At 63.3% G+C, this 14,096-nt stretch carries 14 protein-coding genes; 3 read left to right on the plus strand and 11 right to left on the minus strand.

The window, feature by feature from the left end; genetic code table 11:
- Window positions 1-167: 167 nt before the first annotated feature.
- The 6 genes from zapE to SINAR_RS0125785 form a co-directional block, all read right to left on the minus strand.
- Window positions 168-1,322, minus strand: coding sequence for a cell division protein ZapE (zapE, locus tag SINAR_RS0125760; RefSeq protein WP_028001751.1), 1,155 nt, complete (start codon window positions 1,320-1,322; stop codon window positions 168-170).
- Between the two features lie 114 nt (window positions 1,323-1,436).
- Window positions 1,437-1,976 carry a protease inhibitor Inh/omp19 family protein gene (locus SINAR_RS0125765; RefSeq protein ID WP_028001752.1) on the minus strand — a complete coding sequence of 180 codons (540 nt, stop codon included), beginning with the start codon at window positions 1,974-1,976 and terminating at the stop codon, window positions 1,437-1,439.
- A 141-nt stretch (window positions 1,977-2,117) separates the two neighbouring features.
- Window positions 2,118-3,188 carry an ABC transporter ATP-binding protein gene (locus SINAR_RS0125770; protein WP_028001753.1) on the minus strand — a complete coding sequence of 357 codons (1,071 nt, stop codon included), beginning with the start codon at window positions 3,186-3,188 and terminating at the stop codon, window positions 2,118-2,120.
- A gap of 38 nt (window positions 3,189-3,226) precedes the next feature.
- Window positions 3,227-4,075 carry a carbohydrate ABC transporter permease gene (locus tag SINAR_RS0125775; protein ID WP_028001754.1) on the minus strand — a complete coding sequence of 283 codons (849 nt, stop codon included), beginning with the start codon at window positions 4,073-4,075 and terminating at the stop codon, window positions 3,227-3,229.
- A complete protein-coding gene (locus SINAR_RS0125780) occupies window positions 4,068-5,006 on the minus strand; it encodes a carbohydrate ABC transporter permease (RefSeq protein WP_028001755.1) in 939 nt (312 codons plus the stop codon). Before SINAR_RS0125780 ends, SINAR_RS0125775 begins: the two co-directional genes overlap by 8 nt.
- A gap of 78 nt (window positions 5,007-5,084) precedes the next feature.
- On the minus strand, window positions 5,085-6,386 hold the full coding sequence (locus SINAR_RS0125785) for an ABC transporter substrate-binding protein (RefSeq protein WP_028001756.1): 1,302 nt from the start codon (window positions 6,384-6,386) through the stop codon (window positions 5,085-5,087).
- A gap of 231 nt (window positions 6,387-6,617) precedes the next feature.
- On the opposite strand from SINAR_RS0125785, the gene SINAR_RS0125790 reads away from it, so the two are divergent.
- The 3 genes from SINAR_RS0125790 to SINAR_RS0125800 are packed head-to-tail and all read left to right on the plus strand — an operon-like array spanning window position 6,618 to window position 9,628.
- Window positions 6,618-7,823 (plus strand): ROK family transcriptional regulator, encoded by a 1,206-nt coding sequence (locus SINAR_RS0125790; RefSeq protein WP_028001757.1) that lies wholly within the window; start codon window positions 6,618-6,620, stop codon window positions 7,821-7,823.
- A gap of 41 nt (window positions 7,824-7,864) precedes the next feature.
- On the plus strand, window positions 7,865-8,965 hold the full coding sequence (locus SINAR_RS0125795; RefSeq protein WP_028001758.1) for a Gfo/Idh/MocA family protein: 1,101 nt from the start codon (window positions 7,865-7,867) through the stop codon (window positions 8,963-8,965).
- A gap of 21 nt (window positions 8,966-8,986) precedes the next feature.
- Window positions 8,987-9,628: a ThuA domain-containing protein gene (locus tag SINAR_RS0125800; protein WP_028001759.1), complete on the plus strand. Its 642-nt coding sequence runs from the start codon at window positions 8,987-8,989 to the stop codon at window positions 9,626-9,628.
- A 76-nt stretch (window positions 9,629-9,704) separates the two neighbouring features.
- Here SINAR_RS0125800 and msrA read toward each other — a convergent pair whose 3' ends face one another.
- The 5 genes from msrA to sdhC all read right to left on the minus strand — a co-directional run bounded on the left by msrA (window position 9,705) and on the right by sdhC (window position 13,881).
- Window positions 9,705-10,301, minus strand: a complete 597-nt coding sequence (gene msrA, locus SINAR_RS0125805) for a peptide-methionine (S)-S-oxide reductase MsrA (RefSeq protein WP_028001760.1) — start codon at window positions 10,299-10,301, stop codon at window positions 9,705-9,707.
- 149 nt (window positions 10,302-10,450) lie between these two features.
- Window positions 10,451-11,230, minus strand: coding sequence for a succinate dehydrogenase iron-sulfur subunit (locus SINAR_RS0125810; RefSeq protein ID WP_028001761.1), 780 nt, complete (start codon window positions 11,228-11,230; stop codon window positions 10,451-10,453).
- An 18-nt stretch (window positions 11,231-11,248) separates the two neighbouring features.
- Window positions 11,249-13,090 carry a succinate dehydrogenase flavoprotein subunit gene (gene sdhA, locus SINAR_RS0125815; RefSeq protein ID WP_028001762.1) on the minus strand — a complete coding sequence of 614 codons (1,842 nt, stop codon included), beginning with the start codon at window positions 13,088-13,090 and terminating at the stop codon, window positions 11,249-11,251.
- A 7-nt stretch (window positions 13,091-13,097) separates the two neighbouring features.
- Window positions 13,098-13,478 (minus strand): succinate dehydrogenase, hydrophobic membrane anchor protein, encoded by a 381-nt coding sequence (sdhD, locus tag SINAR_RS0125820; RefSeq protein ID WP_028001763.1) that lies wholly within the window; start codon window positions 13,476-13,478, stop codon window positions 13,098-13,100.
- 10 nt (window positions 13,479-13,488) lie between these two features.
- The gene (sdhC, locus tag SINAR_RS0125825) at window positions 13,489-13,881 is read right to left on the minus strand and encodes a succinate dehydrogenase, cytochrome b556 subunit (RefSeq protein ID WP_028001764.1); all 393 of its coding nucleotides are present in this window, start codon (window positions 13,879-13,881) and stop codon (window positions 13,489-13,491) included.
- Between the last annotated feature and the right edge of the window lie 215 nt (window positions 13,882-14,096).

Genomic DNA, 14,096 nt, shown 5'->3' on the forward strand with positions numbered 1-14,096 from the left:
GTGATCCCAAAATGGTCAAGGCCTGAAACGCGGCAAACGCCAAACCTTCGCGAAAGCCCTTAAACGGCAAAGGGAAAAATATCAATCGATACTTTTTGGCGGAACAATTTCAATCGGTTAGATCGTAAAATTCTTACGTAAACGTAATAGTTTGCGATAGCGGACCGTCATTCCGCCGGTGTTTTTGCCGGATGTGCCGCAGCATATTCCCGGCTCTGCATCTCGATGAGACGCGAAACGGTGCGGTCGAACTCGAAGCCTTCCGTACCCTTCCTGGCGGTCAGCAGATGCTGCGGTTCGGCGACGGCCGAGGCGAACAGGCGGGCGCCCTGGTCATAGAGGGCGTCGACCAGGATGATGAAGCGCTTCGTCTCGTTGCGCAGGTGCGGCCCGAGATGCGGAACGTGGTCGAGGAAGATGGTGCTGTACTGCGCGACGATCGCAAGATAGTCGGCGGCACCGAGAGGTTGCGCGCACAGGTCGGCAAAGGTGAACCGCGCGGCCTGGCCGGCGGCCGCCGGCACGCGGATCGTTCGCCCCTTGCGGCCGATCTCGGCCGGGGCGACCGGCGCTCCGCTCGTCTCCCGATACCAGGCGCGGTCCATCGCGGCTTCCGTTTCCGGGCCTAGCGGCGACAGCCACACGGGCGTCCCATCGGTCTTGCCGAGACGGTAGTCCGTTTCCGTATCGAGCGAGACGATCTCGGCATTCGCCTTCAGGAGATCGATGAACGGCGTGAAGAGACCGCGATTGAGACCGTCGCGATAGAGATTGTCCGGCTCGACGTTGGAGGTCGCCACAAGCACGCAGCCCTTGGCGAACAGTTCGCCGAAGAGCCGCGCCAGGATCATCGCATCGGCGATGTCGGTAACGGTGAACTCGTCGAAACACAGAAGCCGCGCTTCGCCGAAGAGATCGGAGGCGACCGGCGGGATCGGATCGGCCTGCTTCGTCTCGCCGTTCTTGAGCTTCTGCCGATGCCTGTAGATGCGCTCGTGCACATCGGCCATGAATTCGTGGAAATGGGCGCGGCGCTTGCGCTGGATCGGCACCGCGTCGAAGAACATGTCCATCAGCATGGTCTTGCCGCGCCCCACGCCGCCGTGGATATAGAGGCCCTTGACAGCCGGCTGGTCCTTCCTGCGCGCCGCAAAGAGCCAGCCGAGCGCATTGGTCTTGCGCGAGGGGCGGCTTGCCAGGAGATCCGCCGTCAGGCGGTCGAGCCTCCTCGCGATTGCGAGCTGAGCGGGGTCGCGCTGCCGCTCGCCGGCTGCGACGAGCGCCTCGAGCTTGTGGATGATGCTGTCGTCAGGGTTGAGCACGATGCGTCCAGGGCCGCCATGGCCGTTTGGAGGAGGATGGCGGCCGCGGCGGCGGAAGGCGCTCTGCCGCATCCCGCCCCTTGTCCGGCCGCAAGACCGGCCGTGAGTTGGTCGTTAGCGGCTGAGGCTGACCGGCTGCCCGCCGTTGGTCGAACCGTCGAAGCGCGCATCGGCGGTCTTGTAGAGCCGAGCGATCGGATTGCCGCTGCGGTCCTTGAGAACGACCTGCTTGCCCGCCACTTCCCACGATCCCATGGTCGTCAGCTCGCCGGCGCAGCCGCGGGTGCCGCCGCGCGAACCGCTGCCGAGATTGGTGAGCGTCAGGAACATGTCGCAGGAACTGCCGGCGCTCGAAACCCGCCAGTTGCCGACCATGGACTCTTTCGTCACATCGAGCGCATTGCTGGCTGCGGCCACTTCCGTACCGGCCGACGCGCCGGGCGCGGCGGTGCCTCCCGTCGGCGCGGCCGGGAACTGCGACGCACCGGCCGGAGGCGGCAATTGCCCCGTCGAGACGGTAGGTACTGGTTGCGCCTGCAGGGGAGCGGGAGCGCGAGAAACATCCTGAGAACCGAAACCACCGAAGGACGTCCGCTGGCATCCGGTCAGCGCAAGTACAACCGCCAACCCGACCGCCGCATGTGAAACCCGCATATCTTCACCCCCGATATTGTCCGCGAACCATGATGCAACGCGATAATATAGGCCGAATTACAGCAAAACCACCTTTCAAATCAAGGCAAGCCTTTTGGCGCCCGGTAGTTGCAGGATTGAGACGCCCGTCGAATCCGCCGTTCAGAGGGCCGCGCCCGTCTGCCGGTCGAAGACATAAACCTGGCTGCGGTCCATTGCCGCCTTGAAGAGTGTTCCATGGCGGGCCGGGTGGTCGCCGTCGACGACGGCGGTTACCTGTTCCCCGGCGAATTCGAAGAGGACATGCGTCTGGGCACCGGTCGGCTCGACCAGCAGCGTCTGGCCGGCAATGGCATTGCCCTCCCCGCCCGCGATGAAATGTTCCGGGCGCAACCCGATCCGGACCGCTTGGCCGATGCGCACCTTGCGTTCCGGCGCGATGCGGATCGCCGATCCGTCGCTGAGGCGCACCGCCGGCTCCCCGTCCTCGGCATCGACCGTTCCGTCGAGGACGTTCATGGCCGGGGAGCCGATGAAACCCGCGACGAAGAGGTTGGCGGGCGTGCGGTAGAGCTCCAGCGGCGTGCCCACCTGCTCAATCCTGCCGCCGTTCAAGACGACGATGCGGTCGGCGAGCGTCATCGCCTCGATCTGGTCATGGGTCACGTAGATCGAGGTGGTGGCGACCTTCTGGTGCAAAGCCTTGATCTCGGTGCGCATCTGCACCCGGAGCTTGGCATCGAGATTGGAGAGCGGCTCGTCGAACAGGAAGACGGCCGGGTCACGGACGATCGCGCGGCCCATCGCCACGCGCTGGCGCTGGCCGCCGGAAAGCTGGCTCGGCTTGCGATCGAGAAGCTCCGTCAGCGCCAGCATGCGGGCCGCCTCGCCCACCTTTTTGTCGATCTCGGGACGGGAGAGACCGGAGAGCTTGAGGTTGAAGCCCATGTTCTCGGCGACCGACATGTGCGGGTAGAGCGCGTAGGACTGGAAGACCATGGCGATGTTGCGCTCGCGCGGCGTCAGCGGATTGACCACCGTGCCGCCGATCAGCACCTCGCCGTCGCTGATCTCCTCCAATCCGGCGATCATGCGCAGCAAGGTGGATTTGCCGCAGCCGGAGGGACCGACGAGCGCGATGAATTCACCCTCCGCGATCGAGAGAGATACACCGTGGACCACCTCGAGCGCAGCATAGCTCTTGCGGATGTCCCTGAGTTCGACCGATGCCATATGCTTTTCTCCTTGGAACGATGGGTCGGGGAAGGGGCTCAGGATTTCACCGCGCCGGCCGTAAGCCCGGCGATGATGTGCTTCTGGGCGAGAAAGAAGACGATGACCGTCGGCAGGATCGTCAGCGTGATGAAGGCGAGCACGAGCTGCCAATCGGTCCCGAACTCGCCGCGATAGACCATGATGCCGAGCGGCCAGGGATATTTCGTCTCCGTGTTCAGCATGATCAGCGGCAGGATGTAGCTGTTCCAGCTGTGCACGAAGGTGATGATGCCGACTGTCGAGACGATGGGGCGCGATAGCGGCAGGGAAATGTACCAGAAGAAGCGGATGTAGCCGCAGCCGTCGACGAAGGCGGCCTGGAAGAGTTCTTCCGGCAGGTTCCTGAAATAATTGCGGAAAAGCAGGATGCTCATGCCGAGGCCGAAGGCGACCTGGGGCAGGATCACGCCCCAATAGGTGTCGAGCAGACCGAGATCGCGGATGCGGATGAAGAGCGGCAGGATAGCCGTTGCCGCCGGGAACATGAGTCCGATCAGGAAGTAGTTCAGCAAATGGTTCGAGCCGAAGAACCTGACATGGGCGAAGGTGAAGGCGGCCATGGCCGAAACGATGACGGTCAGCACCACCGTTGCGGCGGCGATGAACAGCGAGTTCAGCATCTGCCGCCAGTAGCGGTCGCCGAAAAGGATATCGAGATAGTTCGACCACAGCCATTCGGAAGGCAGGCCGAAAGGATTGACGCGCAGGTCGCCGAGCGACTTGAAGCCGCCAAGCGCCGTGGTGACCAGGGGCAGCAAGACCAGCACCGCCACCAGTGACAGCGACACATAGAGATAGAGGCGGCTGGCTGCGGTCATGCGAACGGAAGAAGTCGTGTCAGTCATGGCGCATGAATATCCGTTTGTAGCCGAAGGCGAGGGTGACGCAGATGACGAAGAGGACCACGCCGACCGCGCTTCCGAGCCCCACCTGCATGCGGGTGACGCCGTAGGTGTAGAGGAAGGTCACCATGGTCTGCGTCGAGTTCGACGGCCCGCCGCCGGTGAGCGGCATGATCAGGTCGAAGAGTTGCAGCGATCCGATGACGGCGAAGAAGATCGAAAGCCGGACGGTCGAGCCGAGGAGCGGCAGGGTCACGTAGCGGAATTTCTGCCAGCCTGTCGCCCCGTCGATCTCGGCAGCTTCGAGCACGCTCCGGTCGACCGCCTGCAGGCCGGCGATGAACAGCATCATGTGGAAGCCGAAATATTTCCAGATGATGACGGCAAGCACCGCATAGATGGCAAGGCTGCGGTCGGCGAGCACGTAAGGGGTGGCCACGCCGAAGAAGCCGGCGAGCGCCGCAACGAGACCGTAGTCGCCATCATAGACGAAACGCCAAATGAGCCCGGCTGCGACATCCGCCAACACGTAGGGCAGAAAGAAGATCAGACGGAAGGCGACGACGCCGGCGATCCTGTGCGCGAGCATCATCGCAAGCCAGAGGGCGAGCGGAATCTGCAGGAGCACCGAAACGAGAATGATGATGCCGTTGTTGATCAGCGCACGCGAGAAGGCCGCGTTGTTGAACAGCACCTCGAAATTGCGCAAGCCCACGAACTGCGTCGGGGTACCGTAGCCGTTCCAGCGATAGAGGCTGTACCAGGCCGCCTCCCCCATCGGCAGGATGACGAACACGGTGAAGAGCAGCAGGGCCGGCGGCAGGAAGAGGATGAGCACCGGCAGGCGCCCGCGCACGGTCGGGCTCCTGTACCGCACGTTCTTGCGGCTTGCCGTGGCCGGCACCGCGTTCATCGTCGCAGTCGCGTCGGTCATCTGGTCCTCGCAAAGGTCGTTCCGAATGGTCGAAGGAAGGCCGGGCGACGGGATCCCCCGCCGCCCTCGCTTACGCACTCATTCGAGCTCGCGTGCATCCTGGATCATCCGGGCGCCCTCTTCCGAGGACATCTGTCCGGAGACGATCTCGACGGAAACGTCGTTCACGACGCGGCCGACGGAGGGGCCGAGATCCTGGTCGAAATAGTTCTGATGCCAGGTCGAGGCCGCGAGCTGGTCGGCCGAAGCCCGCACAAGCGGGTTGGTGACGCCATCCTCGGCGCCTGCCGCCGCCGGGACGATCATGCCGATGCTCGCCATCAGCCGCTCGTTTTCCGCATTGGTCAGGTAACGCAGGAAATCGAGCGCTTCGGGCGGAGCATTCTTGCTCACCGCCCAACCATTGAGGCCGCCAAGCGTGTCGGTGGCGGCACCCGCCCCGCCCTCGACGGCGGGGAAGGGAAAGCGGCCGATATTCTCGGCTGCGAGGCCCTTGCCGTCGCCGGAATTGGCGCGCTGGGTGGCCTCGGTATTCTCGAAACTCAGGATCATCGCCGCCTTGCCGTCGCCGAAGAGGCCAAGCGTCTGCGGCCAGTTCGCCCCGAGATAGCCGCCCTGGAACGGCTCGAGCTTGCCAAGTTCGGCGAGCTGCTCGCCGGCCTTGATGATCGCGGGCTGCAGGAAGCCTTCGCCCTCGTTGTTCTTGGCATCCTCGAAGACCTGCTGGCCCCCGTTGCGCATGACGAGATAGCTCCAGTAGAAATGCAGCGGCCACTTGTCGCCGCCGCCGCCGGCGATCGGCGTGATGCCGGCCTCCTTCAGCGTCTTCACCGCCGTGAGGAAGTCGTCCCAGGTCTTGATGTCCTCGGCCTTGACGCCGCCCTTCTGAAACAGCTCCTTGTTGTAGAAGAAGCTGATCGTTCCCATTTTGAAGGGAACCGCATAAATTCTGTCGTCGAAGGTGAAGCCCTTGAGCGCAGCCGGATTGTAGCTCTTCTCCCAGGCTCCGCCGTCGGCGCGCATCGCCTCCGTCAGATCCATGAGCGCGCCGGTCTCGGATTGCTGTTTCAGCACGCCGCCGCCCCAGCTATAGAAGAAATGCGGCGCGTCGTCCGATTGCAGAAGCGTCGGCAGCTTCGCCTTGAATGCCTCGTTTTCCAGGAACTGGAGCTGAATGTCGACGCCCGCATGTTCCGATTCGTGCTTTGCAGCGATGTCCTCCCACATTTTTACATAGGCCGGAACAGTCTCCAGATGAAGCCACTTGACCACCGTATCGGCGGATGCGTGGCTCGCATCGAAGAGGGCCATGGCGGCTACGGCAGCAAGCGCGGAAAGTCTGGTCGCGCGCAGAGACGCCGACCCGCGTTCAAGCATCATCATCATTCTCCTCCCATATCTCCTCCGGAAGGGGGCAAAACGTCCTCTTCATTTTGTCCCCGATGCGGATTAATTCAGAGGAGATGCCGCCAAATGTCAACAGCCGCCGCGAATATTTCGGGCGCTCCGCTTGACAGGAGGCGCTAATTGCCCGTTATTTAATTCGTATTCCTGCTAAATGATTTGACCCGCCCAGCCAGCCAATCGAGCACGCGAGCATCCTGCAGACCGATGAAGACCGCCGATCCCGAACTGATGCGCGCGATAAATCGCTTCAACGTGCTCGACACGATCCGCCGGCACGGCCCTATTTCACGCGTCGAGATCAGCGAGCGCACCGAACTGTCCACGACCACCGTTTCCGCGATCACCGCGTCGCTGCTTGACGACGGCCTCATCCTGACCCGGCACGAGGGCGATATCCGCAATGCTGCCGCAAGGGGCCGCCCGCGCGTCATGCTGGAGCTCGACCCGGAGGCCGCCCGGGTCGTGGGCGCCAAGATCGCCGCCAACCGTATGGTTTTCGCCGTCACCAACTTCCGCGGCGAGGTGCTCTCCGATCTGACTTTGCCGATCCGGGTCGACCGCCAGCCGATCGCCGTCATCGCCGATCTGATCGAGGACGGCGTGCGCCGCTGCGTGGTCGACGCCGATCTTTCGCTCGACGATATCGATTCGATCTGCATCGGCCTGCCGGGCGTGGTCGAACACCGCACCGGTCATGTCCGCTCCAGCCCGATCTTCCGGGAAACGGACGTCGATTTCGCGAGCGAGATGACGAGCAGGCTCAACGTCGCGACGATCGTCGAGAGCGATGCGCATGCCATCACGCTTGCCCACCACTGGTTCGGGCACGCCCGCGACCTCGACGACATGGTGCTCGTTTCGCTCGAGCAGACGCTCGGTCTCGGCGTGCTGCATGGCGGCCAGCTTTTCCGCGGCGCGGGAGGTCTGAGCCATAATCTCGGCGATCTCGTGCTCGCGGTCGGCGAGAGCCGGACCGTCCGCCTTTCGACGCTCGCTGGGGAGAACGCTATTCTCGGCGACCACCCGATGGACGGGAGGTTCGCCGAAGCGGTGCGCCTCGGACGGGGCATGACGCATGCGCAGACGCTGATCGCGGCGGAGGATGACGCACTGATCGCGGCCGCCTCGCGGGCCGGAGAGGCGATCGGGCTCGCCGTCGCCAACATCGTGACGCTGTTCGGACCGCCGCGCGTCGTCATCGTCGGTTCGAGCCTGTCGCTCGGCACCGTTTTCGTCGAGAGCATCCGCCGGTCCTTTCAGAATGCGATCCCGCCCTCGATCTCGACGGTCGCCGAACTCGTCTTCGACGAATCGGCCGACGAGACCTGGGCCCAGGGGGCGGCCGTCGTGGCGCTCTGCGAACTTTACGAGTCCCCCTGGGGGACGACCGGACCGGCGCCGGCGCTTTGATGCCCCGCGCCGAACTTACCTATCATTTCGGGAGGAGACTGATGGAAAAACTCGGTATCGGCATCATCGGCTGCGGCAACATCTCGTCGGCCTATTTGAAGGCGATGGCAGCCTTTCCGATCCTTGACATCCGCGGCATTGCTGACCTGAACCGCAGTCTCGCCGAACAGCGCGCCGCAGAGTTCAACGTTAAGGCCCGCGACATCGCCGATCTCCTCGCGGACCCGTCGATCGAGCTCATCGTCAACCTGACCGTGCCGAAGGCGCACGCGACGGTCGCCATGCAGGCGCTCGATGCCGGCAAGCACACCTATTCCGAAAAGCCGCTCGCCACCGACTTGGCTGACGGACGCAAGCTGGTGGCGCTGGCTCGCGAGAAGGGCCTGCGGATCGGCGCCGCCCCGGACACCTTCCTCGGCGGCTCGCATCAGACGGCACGCGCAATCGTCGATTCCGGCGTGCTCGGCACGCCCGTCGGCGGCACCGCCACCTTCATGTGCCCGGGCCACGAGCGCTGGCATCCCAATCCGGACTTCTATTACGACGTCGGCGGCGGGCCGATGCTCGACATGGGTCCCTACTACATCACCGACCTCGTCAACCTCCTCGGCCCGGTCGCCAAGGTTGCCGGCTTTGCCACGGCGGCACGGAAGGAGCGGACCATCACCAGCGAAGCGCGCAACGGCGAACGCATCCCCGTCCGCGTGCCGACCCATGTCGCCGGCATCATGGCCTTCGAGAACGGGGCCGTCGTGCAGATCGGCATGAGCTTCGATGTGGCGGGGCACAGGCATGTGCCCCTCGAACTCTATGGAACCGAGGGCACGCTGATCGTCCCGGATCCGAACCATTTCGGCGGTCAGATCGAGCTACTGAAAAAGGGCGGCGCCTTCGAGCAGACTGCGACGAACGAGCCCTATGCCGACGGCAATTACCGCTCGATCGGGGTGGCCGACATGGCACACGCCATCCGCTCGGGCCGGCAGCACCGGGCAAACGGAGACCTCGCCTTGCACGTGCTGGAGGTCATGGAAGCGTTCCACAAGGCGGCCGATACCGGCACCACCATCAGCATCAGCACGAAGGCCGAGCGGCCGGCACCTCTGTCGGAATCGCTCGTCGACGGCCGCATCGGCCGCTAGTCCAGTTGAGGAGGAATGAGAATGCGCGAGGCACTGATCGTCTGGGGCGGCTGGAGCGGGCACGAGCCGCAGGAATGCGCCCATATCATCCGCGACATACTGCAGGAGGACGGGTTCAAGGTCTATCTGGAACACACGACCGAAGCCTTCGCCGATCCGTCGATCCACGACCTGTCGCTGATCGTTCCGATCATGACGATGTCGAAGATCGAGAAGGAAGAGGTAAAGAATCTCGCCGCGGCCGTCGAGGGAGGCGTCGGTATCGCCGGCTATCACGGCGGTGCCGGCGATGCCTTCCGCGAGAGCGTCGAATACCAGTTCATCATCGGCGGGCAGTGGGTGGCCCACCCGGGGAACATCATCGACTATCGCGTGAACATCTCCCGGCCCGACGACCCGCTGATGGAAGGCATCTCCGATTTCCCCTACACCTCGGAGCAATATTACATGCATGTCGACCCGTCGAACGAGGTGCTGGCGACGACGACCTTCTCCGGCGAGCATGCCTCATGGATCGAAGGCGTCGTGATGCCGGTGGTCTGGAAGCGCAGGCATGGAAAGGGCCGGGTCTTCTACTCCTCGCTCGGCCATGTGGCGAAAGAGTTCGAGGTGCCCGAGATGCGCACGATCTTCCGCCGCGGCGCGAATTGGGCTGCGCGCTGAAAGGAAACAGCGGGTCGCCCCTTTGCGGACCTGACGGTTCGAGGGAATGCCGAGCGTCGGAATGCCCTCAACCGGATCAATGATCGACGCCCGCATAGGCGCGATCGCCCCAGAGCTTCTCGACCGTCCGGTTCCTGCCGCAACCGTTGCGGTAGTACCAGTAGCGGATGGGGTTCCGCTTGCCGAAATCCTGATGGTAGTCTTCCGCCGGCCAGAATTTCGCCGCGCCCTCGACGGGCGTGACGATCGGCCGGCCGAGCTCCGCCTCGGCCTTGATCTTTTCCGCCTTCGCGTCCATCGCCTGCCTCTCGTTCAGCGCATAGATCGCGGTCGTATAGGCAAAGCCCCGATCGCAGAACTGGCCGTCCCCATCCGTCGGATCCGTCGTGCGGAACAGAATGCCGACGAGCTCCGCATAGGAGACCCGGTCTGGATCGAACTTCACGCGCACCACCTCGCGGTGTCCACTCCTCGCATAATCTTCATAAGTGGGGTTCGCGCTCTTGCCGCCGGCATAGCCGGAGATCGTTTCGAGAACGCCGGGCACGGCGTCGAAGTCGCTCTCGACGCACCAGAAGCAGCCGCCGGCGAAGATCGCATATTGCGGCTCAGCCGCCCGCGCCGGCAGCAGCAGGAAACAAGTGACGAGAAAACCGAGCAGCAGGCGAAGCATCGGCGGCCCTCCATCCTCGGCTATTACCTAACCGCCTCGCCGCGCGTTTCAAATCACTTAGCAACACGTCGATGTGACGGACGTGAAAGCAAACGGCGAGCCGTGGCCCGCCGTTGAAACGCTGCTGAAAACATCTGCAGGTCGGAAGGTCAGAACCGCCGCTCGACCAGCATCTTCTTGATCTCGCCGATCGCCTTGGCTGGGTTCAACCCCTTCGGACAGGCCTGGGCGCAGTTCATGATCGTATGGCAACGATAGAGCCGGAACGGATCTTCCAGATTGTCGAGACGCTCGCCGGTCGCCTCGTCCCTGGAATCGATCAGCCAGCGATAGGCCTGCAGGAGGACGGCGGGGCCGAGATAGCGGTCGCCGTTCCACCAATAGCTCGGACAGGAGGTCGAGCAGCAAGCGCAGAGAATGCACTCATAGAGCCCGTCGAGCTTCAGGCGATCCTCGTGGCTCTGCCGCCATTCCTTGGCCGGCGTCGGCGAAACCGTCTTCAGCCAGGGCTCGATCGAACGGTGCTGGGCATAGAAGTTGGTGAGGTCAGGCACGAGGTCCTTCACAACGGGCATATGCGGCAGCGGATACACCTTCACGGCGCCCTTCACCTCATCCATGCCCTTGGTGCAGGCGAGCGTGTTGGTACCGTCGATATTCATCGCGCAGGAGCCGCAGATGCCTTCGCGGCAGGACCGTCGCAGCGTCAGCGTCGGATCGATCTTGTTCTTGATATAGAGCAGACCGTCCAGAACCATAGGCCCGCAATCGTCGATATCGATGTAATAGGTGTCGATTCTCGGGTTCTTGCCATCGTCCGGATTCCAGCGATAGACCCGGTATTCGCGCAGGTTCGCCGCGCCTACCGGTTTCGGCCACACCTTGCCTTCGGTGATCTGCGAGTTCTTGGGGAGAGCGAGTTCAACCATGTGCCTTAGTCCTCGAGATCAGTAGACGCGCGCCTTGGGCTCGATCTTATGGGGATCGATGCCTTCGGCGATCAGCTCGGTGTGAACCGGACGGAAATCGAGCCGGACGTCGCCCGCGTCGTTGACCCAGGCAAGCGTGTGCTTGCGCCAGTTGACGTCGTCGCGGCCGCCGAGCGGGCCGTCCTTGTAGTCCTCCCGCGCATGCGCGCCGCGGCTTTCCTTGCGCGCCTCGGCGCCGTAAACGGTGGTGATGGCATTGGCCATCAGATTTTCGAGCTCCAGCGTCTCGACGAGATCCGAGTTCCAGATCATCGAGCGGTCGGTAACCCTGACATCCGGCAGTTCTTTCCAGATCGCCGACAGGCGCCGGCAGCCGGATTCGAGCGACTCCTGCGTGCGGAACACGGCCGCGTCTTCCTGCATGGCGCGCTGCATCTTGTCGCGCAGCACGGCCGTCGGCGTGGCGCCATTGGCGTGCCGCAGCCGGTCGAAACGCTCCATGATGCGATCGCAGGCGGCGGTATCGACCTCCGGCACCGCCTCGTTGCGGTCGATGATCTGGCCGGCGCGGATCGCAGCCGCCCGGCCGAAGACGACGAGGTCGATCAGCGAGTTCGAGCCGAGCCGGTTTGCGCCGTGCACCGAAGCGCAGCCGGCTTCGCCGACGGCCATCAGGCCAGGCGCGATGCGCTCCGGGTTCTGGCTGTCCGCGTTCAGCACCTCGCCCCAGTAATTGGTCGGCACGCCGCCCATATTGTAGTGGACGGTCGGCAGCACCGGAATCGGTTCGCGCGTTACGTCGACGCCGGCGAAGATCTTCGCCGATTCCGAAATGCCCGGCAGGCGCTCATGCAGCACCGCGGGATCGAGGTGGTCGAGATGCAGGAAGATGTGATCCTTGTTCTTGCCGACGCCGCGACCTTCGCGGATTTCCATCGTCATGCAGCGGGAAACGACGTCGCGCGAGGCAAGGTCCTTGGCCGACGGCGCGTAGCGCTCCATGAAGCGCTCGCCTTCGGAATTGACGAGATAGCCGCCCTCGCCGCGGGCGCCTTCGGTGATCAGGCAGCCTGCGCCGTAGATGCCGGTCGGATGGAACTGCACGAATTCCATGTCCTGAAGCGGCAGTCCCGCGCGCGCGATCATGCCGCCGCCGTCGCCCGTGCAGGTATGCGCCGAGGTCGCGGAGAAATAGGCGCGGCCGTAGCCGCCGGTCGCCAGCACCACCATCTTGGCCGCGAAGCGGTGGATCGTTCCGTCGTCGAGGTTCCAGGCGACGACGCCGGTGCAGCGACCGTCATCCGCCATGATCAGGTCGATGGCGAAATATTCGATGAAGAATTCGGCATTGTTCCGGAGCGACTGGCCGTAGAGCGTATGCAGGATCGCGTGGCCGGTGCGGTCGGCGGCAGCGCAGGTACGCTGCACCGGCGGCCCTTCGCCGTAGTTCTGCATGTGGCCGCCGAAGGGGCGCTGATAGATCTTGCCCTCCTCGTTGCGCGAGAAGGGGACGCCATAGTGCTCGAGTTCGTAAACCGCTTTCGGCGCCTCCATGGCGAGATACTGCATGGCGTCGACATCGCCGAGCCAGTCGGAACCTTTGACCGTATCGTAGAGGTGCCACTGCCAGCAGTCGGGCGTCATGTTCTGCAGCGAAGCGGCGATGCCGCCCTGTGCCGCGACCGTATGCGAACGCGTCGGGAAAACCTTGGTGATGCAGGCCGTCCTCAGGCCCTGCTCAGCCATGCCGAGGGTCGCGCGCAGGCCCGCCCCGCCGGCGCCGACGACGACGACGTCGAAGGAGTGGTCGACATATTGATATGCCTTGCCGTTTGCAGCGGGCGAACTGATCGATGCCATGACGAAATTACCCTGCAAAAGCGATCTTCAGGACGGCGAAAAGACAGAGCCCGCCGACTGCGATCGTGAAGAATATGTTGAGCATGAGAAGCGCTATCTTGGCGCCCTCCCCATGGACGTAGTCCTCGATGATGACCTGCATGCCGATCTTCATGTGAACGAGACCGGCGACGACCATCAGCCCCATGATTACCGCCACGAACGGATTCGAAAGTGCCGCCACCAGTTCCGCATGCGGCGCTCCCGCGTAATGGGCGAGGAAGACGATGAAGAAGATCGTGAGCGGTATGCTGGCTACGGCCGTGAGGCGCTGCCGCCAGAAGTGATCCGTGCCTTCCTTTGCCGAACCGAGACCCCGGACCTTGCCGAGAGGTGTGCGCATGTTCATGTCGAGTCCCTTAACGCGCGAGATAGCCGACGATCCAGATGACGAGCGTCAGCGTCACCGATGCGACGATCATGGCCTTCGCCATCCTCGTCGCGAAGTGTTTCTCATAGCCGTAACCGAGATCCCAGGCGAGGTGGCGGATGCCGCCCAGCAGATGGTGCATCAGGGCCCAGGTATAGCCGAAGAGAACGACCTTGCCGATGAGCGTGCCGAAAAACCAGTTCACCCAGTCGTAATAGGCAGCGCCCGAGGCCGCTGCGATCAGCCACCAGGCAACCAGGAGCGTGCCGAAATAGAGCGCGCCGCCGGTGATGCGGTGCATGATCGACATGACCATGGTGGGGATCGGCTTGTAGATTTGAAGATGCGGCGAGAGCGGCCGGCTTCTTGTGACATTCGTCATCGGAACCTCGCGGGATGACCGGATCTGCGTCCAAAACTGGACTCATTTCGTCCGGTATCGCACCGATTGTGCGCAATTCAGTCATCCGGACCTTTAATCACCATAATGCTTCACGACAAGTGTGTTTGCAGTGCAAAATCAATTTAATCGATTTGACGGAAAGCGGCATTTTCAGGCCTTGCAGAGACATCGGGCGTTTTAACGATATGCACGAA

Source organism: Sinorhizobium arboris LMG 14919, assembly GCF_000427465.1.
GTDB classification, from domain to species: domain Bacteria; phylum Pseudomonadota; class Alphaproteobacteria; order Rhizobiales; family Rhizobiaceae; genus Sinorhizobium; species Sinorhizobium arboris.

What these genes read in the sequence shown, in the direction of transcription:
- SINAR_RS0125765 (WP_028001752.1), bottom strand. Translation starts at nt 1,976, where the DNA reads ATGCGGGTTTCACATGCGGCGGTCGGGTTGGCGGTTGTACTTGCGCTG.
- SINAR_RS0125770 (WP_028001753.1), bottom strand. Translation starts at nt 3,188, where the DNA reads ATGGCATCGGTCGAACTCAGGGACATCCGCAAGAGCTATGCTGCGCTC.
- SINAR_RS0125775 (WP_028001754.1), bottom strand. Translation starts at nt 4,075, where the DNA reads ATGACTGACACGACTTCTTCCGTTCGCATGACCGCAGCCAGCCGCCTC.
- SINAR_RS0125780 (WP_028001755.1), bottom strand. Translation starts at nt 5,006, where the DNA reads ATGACCGACGCGACTGCGACGATGAACGCGGTGCCGGCCACGGCAAGC.
- SINAR_RS0125785 (WP_028001756.1), bottom strand. Translation starts at nt 6,386, where the DNA reads ATGATGCTTGAACGCGGGTCGGCGTCTCTGCGCGCGACCAGACTTTCC.
- SINAR_RS0125790 (WP_028001757.1), top strand. Translation starts at nt 6,618, where the DNA reads ATGAAGACCGCCGATCCCGAACTGATGCGCGCGATAAATCGCTTCAAC.
- SINAR_RS0125795 (WP_028001758.1), top strand. Translation starts at nt 7,865, where the DNA reads ATGGAAAAACTCGGTATCGGCATCATCGGCTGCGGCAACATCTCGTCG.
- SINAR_RS0125800 (WP_028001759.1), top strand. Translation starts at nt 8,987, where the DNA reads ATGCGCGAGGCACTGATCGTCTGGGGCGGCTGGAGCGGGCACGAGCCG.
- msrA (WP_028001760.1), bottom strand. Translation starts at nt 10,301, where the DNA reads ATGCTTCGCCTGCTGCTCGGTTTTCTCGTCACTTGTTTCCTGCTGCTG.
- SINAR_RS0125810 (WP_028001761.1), bottom strand. Translation starts at nt 11,230, where the DNA reads ATGGTTGAACTCGCTCTCCCCAAGAACTCGCAGATCACCGAAGGCAAG.
- sdhA (WP_028001762.1), bottom strand. Translation starts at nt 13,090, where the DNA reads ATGGCATCGATCAGTTCGCCCGCTGCAAACGGCAAGGCATATCAATAT.
- sdhD (WP_028001763.1), bottom strand. Translation starts at nt 13,478, where the DNA reads ATGAACATGCGCACACCTCTCGGCAAGGTCCGGGGTCTCGGTTCGGCA.
- sdhC (WP_028001764.1), bottom strand. Translation starts at nt 13,881, where the DNA reads ATGACGAATGTCACAAGAAGCCGGCCGCTCTCGCCGCATCTTCAAATC.